We start from the raw sequence: 7,184 nt of genomic DNA on the forward strand, positions 1-7,184 counted from the left end.
AGGAAGGTCAGGAAGGTATCAAACTGCACATTCAGGGGTTTGTCAGCAGTCTGGCGGCTTGAAAGGCCGGTATTCTTGCGTCTTTGGCCCAAGGCCTCTATATCAGCGGCAAATATGGGATTCACATCCAACCTTGAACTGGACTGGCGGATCATGAACACACTCGGTTTTGACAAGAAGCCGCAGGACACCCGCGTTGTCGTGGCGATGTCCGGCGGCGTCGACAGCTCGGTCGTGGCCGGGCTGTTGCAGCGCGAGGGCTACGACGTCCTCGGCATCACGCTTCAGCTATACGACCACGGCGCGGCCGTGCATCGCGCGGGTTCCTGCTGCGCGGGACAGGATATCGATGACGCGCGCCGCGTCAGCGAGCGGCTCGGCATTCCGCATTATGTGCTGGACTACGAGGCGCGGTTTCGCGAAACGGTGATCAACCCGTTCGCCGAGGCCTATATCGCCGGCGAAACGCCGATCCCATGCGTTGCCTGCAACCAGACGGTCAAGTTCGCCGACCTTTTGACGACGGCGAAGGAACTCGGTGCCGATGCGCTGGCGACCGGTCATTATATCCGCTCCGCGCCCAATCCGACCGCCGACAACCCGATGCGGCGCGCGCTCTACCGTCCGGTGGATGCCGAGCGCGACCAGAGCTATTTCCTGTTCGCGACCACGCAGGAACAGATCGATTTCCTGCGCTTTCCGCTGGGCGGTCTGCCGAAGGCGGAAACCCGCAAGCTGGCCGAGGAAATGGGCCTGATCGTCGCCGACAAGCCGGACAGCCAGGACATCTGTTTCGTGCCGCAGGGCAAGTATTCCGATGTTATCGCCAAGCTGAGGCCGAATGCCGAGCTTTCCGGCGAGATCGTCCATCTCGATGGCCGCGTGCTCGGTCGCCACGAAGGCATCGTTCGCTACACGATCGGTCAGCGCAAGGGGCTTGGCGTTGCCACCGGCGAGCCGCTTTACGTGGTCCATCTCGACGCCCGTTCGCGCCGCGTCGTCGTCGGCCCGCGCGAGGCGCTGGAAACCCGGCGGATCTATCTGCGCGACGTCAACTGGCTGGGCGATCGTCCGCTCGCCGACGAGGCGGCCGACGGTTTCGCGTGTTTCGCCAAGGTGCGCTCCACCCGCCCGCCGCTGCCGGTCATGCTGCGCGCCGACGACAACGGCGTCTATGTCGACCTGCTGGAAGGCGAGGCCGGCATTGCGAACGGACAGGCCTGCGTGCTCTACGACGCGCCCGGCAACGAGGCCCGCGTCTTCGGCGGCGGCTTCATCGATCGTTCCGAACGCTCGGCGGAAGCCGAGGCGGCGCTGAAGAGCCTCATGGATGGGCTCGCGGCCTGAGTGTTATCGCGTCCCGGCGGCGGCAGGCCGCCGGGTCACGTGGCGATCGGCTCCTTCGCTTCCATGAACAGCTTCAGCGATTCCTGGTAGCCGAGGGTCAGGAGCTGGTCGACATAGGCGATCAGCCTGTCGGCCCAGTCGAAGCCCATATAGGCGGCAAGCCAGACCAGAAGCGCCGCTATGATCAGCGCGTAGATGAAGCTGCGCAGCACCATCAGCACGATGGCGAGCAGCACGAAGGCGATCAGCCCGTAGAAGATCGAGGGCGCCAGCGCCACGCCGTCCTGATGGGCGAGATAGCCCATATAGAGCGCGAAGATGATGCAGACCGCTGCACTCAGCCGGTCGCGGATCTTGCGGTGGGTATAGGACGCGCTTGCCATTCTCGATCTCCCTTGTGATGCGGGCGCTCAACGTTACAGAAACGCGGGCGCCGATCCCCGGTTCCCGATATCTCATGTTCAGCGATGATTGTCGATCAGGATAGCTCTGCAACCAGACGGTTCAAAACCAGCATGCCGGCGGGCGTCGCCCTCAGCCGGTGGTTGCCGATGCGTTCGACAAGGCCGAGGTCGATCAGGAAGGCTTCGCGTTCGGCATCGACCGGCCTTCGGGAAAGCGACGACCAGCGCGAAAGGTCGACGCCTTCCGTCACCCGCAGTCCCATCAGCAGCAGCTCGTCGGCCTGTTCCTCGCCCGTCAGCGCCGTCTGTTCGCAGATGCCGTGGCCGGCCTCCTCAACCATCGAGAGCCAGGTTTCCGGGTGGCGTTCGGCGGCGGTGGCGATCTTGCCCTCGGCGGTGGAAAGCCTGCCATGGGCGCCGGGGCCGATCCCGGCATAATCGCCATAGCGCCAATAGGTGAGGTTGTGCCGGCTTTCCGCGCCGGGACGGGCGTGGTTGGAGACCTCATAGGCCGGCAGACCGCGCTCCGCCGTCACGGCCTGCGTGATCTCGTAAAGTTCGGCGGCGTGATCTTCGTCGGGCACGGTGAGCTTGCCGGCCTTGTGCAGCGCGTAAAAGGCCGTGCCTTCCTCGATCGTGAGCTGGTAGAGCGACAGGTGATCGGCGGCGAGGTCAATGGCGCGGTTGAGCTCCGCCACCCAGTCGTCAATGGTCTGGCCGGGCCGGGCATAGATCAGGTCGAACGACATGCGCGGAAAGATTTCGCGCGCAAGCCCGATTGCGCCCAGCGCCTGTTCCATATTGTGCAGCCGCCCGAGGAACCGCAACTGCCGGTCATCGAGCGCCTGCACGCCCATGGAGACGCGGTTGACGCCGGCGGCGCGATAGCCGCGAAAACGCGTCGCCTCGACGCTTGAGGGATTGGCCTCCAGCGTGATCTCGATCCCGTCCGGCACATGCCATGCCTTCGCCACCGCATCGAGAATGCCGCCGAGCGTTTCCGGCGCCATCAGCGAGGGCGTGCCGCCGCCGATGAAGATGCTGGTGACGTCGCGCGGGCCGGAAAGCGCGCGCATATGGTCGATCTCGCGGGCGAAGGCGGCCATGAAGCGCGGTTGATCCACGGGCTGGTGGCGGACATGGCTGTTGAAGTCGCAATAGGGGCATTTGGCCGCGCAGAACGGCCAGTGCAGGTAGACGCCGAAGCCCGGTTCGCCATCATCGCGGGCCATGGTTTGCGGTTCGCTCAGCGTGCCAGCCCCTTTTCCACGAACAGGCGGAAGGCGCGGGCGCGGTGCGACAGCGCGCCGCCATCGTCCGGCCCGCCATGGGTCTTTTCGTCCGGTTCCATCTCGCCGAAGGTCCGGTCATGGCCGGCCGGCTTGAAGACCGGATCGTAGCCGTGGCCCTTGTCGCCGCGCGGCGGCCAGATCAGCGTGCCCTCGACCTCGCCCCGGAAGGTTTCGGTGTGGCCGTCGGGCCATGCCAGGCAGAGCACGCAGACGAAGCGGGCGGTGCGTTGCTCGGGCGTGGTTGCGCCCTTCTCGGCGAGCAGGTTCTCGACCTTCTCCATCGCCATGCCGAAATCGCGGCTGCCATCCGCCGTTTCCGCCCAGTCGGCGGTATAGACGCCAGGCGCGCCATCGAGCGCGTCAACGGCGATGCCGGAATCATCGGCAAGCGCCGGCAGGCCCGATTTGCGGGCCGAGGCAAGCGCCTTGATCGCGGCGTTTTCCTCGAAGGTCGTACCGGTTTCCTCGGGCACGTCGAAATTCAGTTCGGCCGCCGATTTCGCGGAAAAGCCGAGCGGACCGATCAGATCCGCGATCTCGGCGATCTTGCCGGCATTGTGGCTGGCGACGACGATGGTCTTGGTATCGAGTGTGCGCATGTCAGGTCCTGATCGTGTAGGAGAAACTGTTCAGTTGCCGGCTGCCGCATAGCCCCCAACCAATCTCCCCCCTTGAGGGGGAGATGTCGCGAAAGCGACAGAGAGGGGTATAGGGCAAATGCCGCAAACTCCGAATCTGAGGAAGGGTTTCACCCCTCTCTGCCCCTGACGGGGCATCTCCCCCTCAAGGGGGGAGATTGAAAGGAGCGCGGGGCAAAAGCCGGGTACCATCACAGCCCCCAGAGCTTGCCCTCGGCGCATTCCAGACTGTTGCCGGCGGGATCGCGGAAATAGATCGAGCGGGCGCCGTTTGGCCAGAGGAAATCGCTTTCGATGGCGATGCCGTTTTCGTTGAGGCGATCGAGCATGGCGGCGAAATCGTCGTCCTTCAGCTGGAAGCAGACATGGCCCTGGCCGCGGCCGCCATGGGAGGGAACGGGCAAAGCGTCCGCCGCCGCGGGCTTTTCGGTTTCGTCCGGATTGAAGATCAGCAGAACGCCGGGGCCGCAGCGGTAGAAAATATGGCGGTTTCCGACGCGGGAAATCTTCTCCAGACCGAGCACGCCGCCGTAGAATCGCTCGGCGGCGTCGAGATCATCGACGTAGAGTGCTGTTTCCAGAATGGCGGCGATCGGGCTTTCCATGGCGTTACGCGCCCTCGACGGTCTTCTTCTGGAGATTGACAAGCTCGGCGATACCGTTTCTGGCGAGGTCCAGCAGCGTCAGGAACTCGTCCTGGCTGAACGGTTTGCCTTCGGCGGTGCCCTGGATTTCGACGATACCGCCGGTGCCGGTCATGACGAAATTGGCGTCGGTTTCGGCGGAGGAATCTTCCAGATAATCGAGGTCGATGACCGGTTGATCGGCGAAGATGCCGCAGGAGATCGCGGCGACATGGTCCTTCAGCACCTTGCCGGTCTTGACCATGCTGCGCGCTTCCATCCATTTCAGGCAGTCGTGGAGCGCGATCCATGCGCCGGTGATCGAGGCCGTGCGGGTGCCGCCATCGGCCTGGATCACGTCGCAGTCGACGCTGATCTGGCGTTCGCCCAGCGCTTCGAGATCGACGACCGCGCGCAGCGAGCGACCGATCAGGCGCTGGATTTCCAGCGTGCGGCCGCCCTGCTTGCCGGCAGACGCCTCGCGGCGCATGCGCTCGCCGGTGGCGCGCGGAAGCATGCCGTATTCGGCCGTCACCCAGCCCTTGCCGCCATTGCGCAGCCACGGCGGCACGCGCTCTTCCAGCGATGCGGTGCACAGCACATGGGTGTCGCCGAACTTCACCAGGCAGGAGCCCTCGGCGTGCTTGGAGAAGCCGCGCTCGAACGAGACGTTGCGCATCTGGGTAAGTTGTCTGCCTGATGGCCGCATGGGGAGGTCCTTCCGGTTGCTTTTGGCCGCGTTCTACGAGCATGCGCCCGCTTTTGCAAAGAAAAACGCCGCGCCGGCCCGGGTCAATTGCGTGGCGACGCCTTCGCACTATATTAGGCGGGAAGCTTTCTCACGTTTCGGCAAAGAGTGCATGACCACAAATCGCAAAGCAAAGGTTGATATGCCCGCCATCTCGCTCGATGACCGTTCGCGCGAGGTCTTTCGCCGGATTGTCGAAACCTATCTGGAGAGCGGCGAGCCGCTCGGCTCGCGCAACCTGTCGCGGCTTTTGCCGATGTCGCTGTCGCCGGCCTCGGTGCGCAACGTCATGAGCGATCTAGAGGAACTCGGCCTCATCTATGCTCCCCACATCAGCGCCGGGCGGCTGCCGACCGAAAGCGGCCTGCGCTTCTTTGTCGACGCCTACATGCAGATCGGCGACCTGGCCGAGGGCGAGCGCGCGGAAATCGAGCGCCAGATGGGCCGCGTCGGCAGCGGCCAGCCGGTGGAGACGCTGCTGGACGAGGCGAGCCAGATGCTTTCCGGCATGTCGCGCGGGGCAGGGCTGGTGATGACCTCCAAGAGCGATACCGTGCTCAAACATGTCGAGTTCATCCGTCTGGAGCCGACCAAGGCGCTGGCCGTGCTGGTGGGCGACCACAACCAGGTCGAAAACCGGATCATCGATCTACCGGCCGGCACCACCTCGTCGCAACTGACGGCGGCGGCGAATTTCCTGAACGCGCATCTCAACGGCCAGACCCTGCCGGAGCTGAAATCCGTGCTGACCCGGCTGAAGGATCGTGTGCGCCAGGAACTCGACCAGCTGTCGCAGGATCTCGTGGGGCGCGGGCTTGCCGTGTGGTCGGGAAGCGCCGAGGACGGCAATCCGGGGCGGCTGATCGTGCGCGGGCGTGCCAACCTGCTGGAAGGGGTGGCCGATGCCGCGGATATCGACCGGTTGCGCATGCTGTTCGACGACCTTGAAAAGAAGGACAGCCTGATCGAGCTGATCAATCTCGCCGAAAGCGGCTCGGGCGTCAGGATCTTCATCGGCTCGGAAAACAAGCTGTTTTCGCTGTCGGGCTCGTCGCTGGTGGTCGCGCCCTATCGCGACAGCGACAATCAGGTCGTCGGCGCCGTCGGCGTGATCGGGCCGACGCGCCTTAATTATGCCCGTGTGGTGCCGATGGTGGATTATACCGCGCATCTGCTGTCGCGGCTTTCCAGCACGCGCTGATCGCGGCCACCCCATATCAACCCTTGATTTTTCAAGGCTGAACCTCGATATCGGGGCTCAAGAAATTCACCATTGAAATGAAATCTGCGGAGACGTCATGACCGACGAGACCAAGAAAAACGGAACTGACGAACAAATCAAGGAAACGGTGCTCGATCTCGAAGCCGAAATGGACGCCGCGGCCGCCGAGGATATCGCCGAGGAGGCTCAGCCCGAGCCCGATCCGCTTGAGGTCCTGAAGGCCGAGAACGAAAAGCAGCGCGACCAGCTTCTGCGCCTTGCCGCCGAAATGGAAAACCTGCGCCGCCGCACCGCCCGCGACGTCAAGGACGCCAAGGCCTATGCCGTGACCGCGTTCGCCCGCGACATGCTCGGCGTTTCCGACAATCTGCGTCGCGCGCTGGATGCCATCCCGGAAGACAAGCGCACCGAGGAGATCAAGGGCTTCATCGAGGGCGTCGAGATGACCGAACGCTCGATGCTGTCCGGTCTCGAACGCCACGGCGTCAAGAAGATCGAGGCCGAGGGCGCGCGCTTCGACCCCAATATCCATCAGGCGATGTTCGAGGTTCCAAACCCGGAAATCCCCACAAACACGGTGGTTCAGGTGGTGCAGGCCGGCTACATGATCGGCGAGCGCGTCCTGCGCCCGGCCATGGTCGGCGTCTCCAAGGGCGGCCCCAAGCCGGAAGCGGCCCAGCCGGCCGACGAAGCGCCGAAGGACGAGTGATTTCGCTGGGGCGGCGGTCGTTGCGAGGCTCTCACTAACGCTCCATCCTCATCCCGGCCTTGAGCCGGGACCAAGGGCGATGCGACGGGCGCGCTATGATGATTGTTGCGGCTAAGACAAAGTGCCTGCCCTCAGTTTGCTAAAACCTTTCCCTTTTACGGGCGTCATCAACTCTGTTGTTCTTGATGGTCCCTTATCCTT

The 7,184-nt window shown here is 64.0% G+C and carries 8 protein-coding genes; 3 read left to right on the forward strand and 5 right to left on the reverse strand.

Annotation, left to right across the window (positions count from 1 at the left end; all coding sequences use genetic code 11):
* The first annotated feature begins 153 nt into the window (after positions 1 to 153).
* A complete protein-coding gene (gene mnmA / locus K7H91_RS25170; protein WP_230722914.1) occupies positions 154 to 1,347 on the forward strand; it encodes a tRNA 2-thiouridine(34) synthase MnmA in 1,194 nt (397 codons plus the stop codon).
* Positions 1,348 to 1,382: 35 nt separating this feature from the next.
* Here the strand turns inward: mnmA and K7H91_RS25175 are convergent, their stop codons facing one another.
* From K7H91_RS25175 to rph, 5 genes are all read right to left on the reverse strand, one after another.
* Positions 1,383 to 1,730, reverse strand: coding sequence for a hypothetical protein (locus tag K7H91_RS25175; RefSeq protein WP_018065567.1), 348 nt, complete (start codon positions 1,728 to 1,730; stop codon positions 1,383 to 1,385).
* A gap of 95 nt (positions 1,731 to 1,825) precedes the next feature.
* Positions 1,826 to 2,983 (reverse strand): radical SAM family heme chaperone HemW, encoded by a 1,158-nt coding sequence (hemW, locus tag K7H91_RS25180; protein WP_230722915.1) that lies wholly within the window; start codon positions 2,981 to 2,983, stop codon positions 1,826 to 1,828.
* Between the two features lie 14 nt (positions 2,984 to 2,997).
* Positions 2,998 to 3,642, reverse strand: a complete 645-nt coding sequence (gene rdgB, locus K7H91_RS25185; RefSeq protein ID WP_230722916.1) for an RdgB/HAM1 family non-canonical purine NTP pyrophosphatase — start codon at positions 3,640 to 3,642, stop codon at positions 2,998 to 3,000.
* 230 nt (positions 3,643 to 3,872) lie between these two features.
* Complete coding sequence (locus K7H91_RS25190; protein ID WP_230722917.1) at positions 3,873 to 4,286, reverse strand: VOC family protein; 414 nt, start codon at positions 4,284 to 4,286, stop codon at positions 3,873 to 3,875.
* Between the two features lie 4 nt (positions 4,287 to 4,290).
* Positions 4,291 to 5,013, reverse strand: coding sequence for a ribonuclease PH (gene rph, locus K7H91_RS25195; protein WP_230722918.1), 723 nt, complete (start codon positions 5,011 to 5,013; stop codon positions 4,291 to 4,293).
* Positions 5,014 to 5,164: 151 nt separating this feature from the next.
* Between rph and hrcA the strand changes: the two genes are divergently transcribed.
* Both hrcA and grpE read left to right on the forward strand, forming a co-directional pair.
* The gene (gene hrcA / locus K7H91_RS25200) at positions 5,165 to 6,253 is read left to right on the forward strand and encodes a heat-inducible transcriptional repressor HrcA (protein ID WP_230722919.1); all 1,089 of its coding nucleotides are present in this window, start codon (positions 5,165 to 5,167) and stop codon (positions 6,251 to 6,253) included.
* A 97-nt stretch (positions 6,254 to 6,350) separates the two neighbouring features.
* Positions 6,351 to 6,983: a nucleotide exchange factor GrpE gene (gene grpE / locus K7H91_RS25205; RefSeq protein ID WP_230722920.1), complete on the forward strand. Its 633-nt coding sequence runs from the start codon at positions 6,351 to 6,353 to the stop codon at positions 6,981 to 6,983.
* Positions 6,984 to 7,184: the final 201 nt, after the last annotated feature.

The organism is Martelella mediterranea, assembly GCF_021021415.1.
Classification (GTDB): Bacteria; Pseudomonadota; Alphaproteobacteria; order Rhizobiales; family Rhizobiaceae; genus Martelella; species Martelella mediterranea_C.

Excerpts from the sequence above, each read along its gene's own strand:
- mnmA (WP_230722914.1), top strand. The coding sequence starts at position 154 with ATGAACACACTCGGTTTTGACAAGAAGCCGCAGGACACCCGCGTTGTC.
- K7H91_RS25175 (WP_018065567.1), bottom strand. The coding sequence starts at position 1,730 with ATGGCAAGCGCGTCCTATACCCACCGCAAGATCCGCGACCGGCTGAGT.
- hemW (WP_230722915.1), bottom strand. The coding sequence starts at position 2,983 with ATGGCCCGCGATGATGGCGAACCGGGCTTCGGCGTCTACCTGCACTGG.
- rdgB (WP_230722916.1), bottom strand. The coding sequence starts at position 3,642 with ATGCGCACACTCGATACCAAGACCATCGTCGTCGCCAGCCACAATGCC.
- K7H91_RS25190 (WP_230722917.1), bottom strand. The coding sequence starts at position 4,286 with ATGGAAAGCCCGATCGCCGCCATTCTGGAAACAGCACTCTACGTCGAT.
- rph (WP_230722918.1), bottom strand. The coding sequence starts at position 5,013 with ATGCGGCCATCAGGCAGACAACTTACCCAGATGCGCAACGTCTCGTTC.
- hrcA (WP_230722919.1), top strand. The coding sequence starts at position 5,165 with ATGACCACAAATCGCAAAGCAAAGGTTGATATGCCCGCCATCTCGCTC.
- grpE (WP_230722920.1), top strand. The coding sequence starts at position 6,351 with ATGACCGACGAGACCAAGAAAAACGGAACTGACGAACAAATCAAGGAA.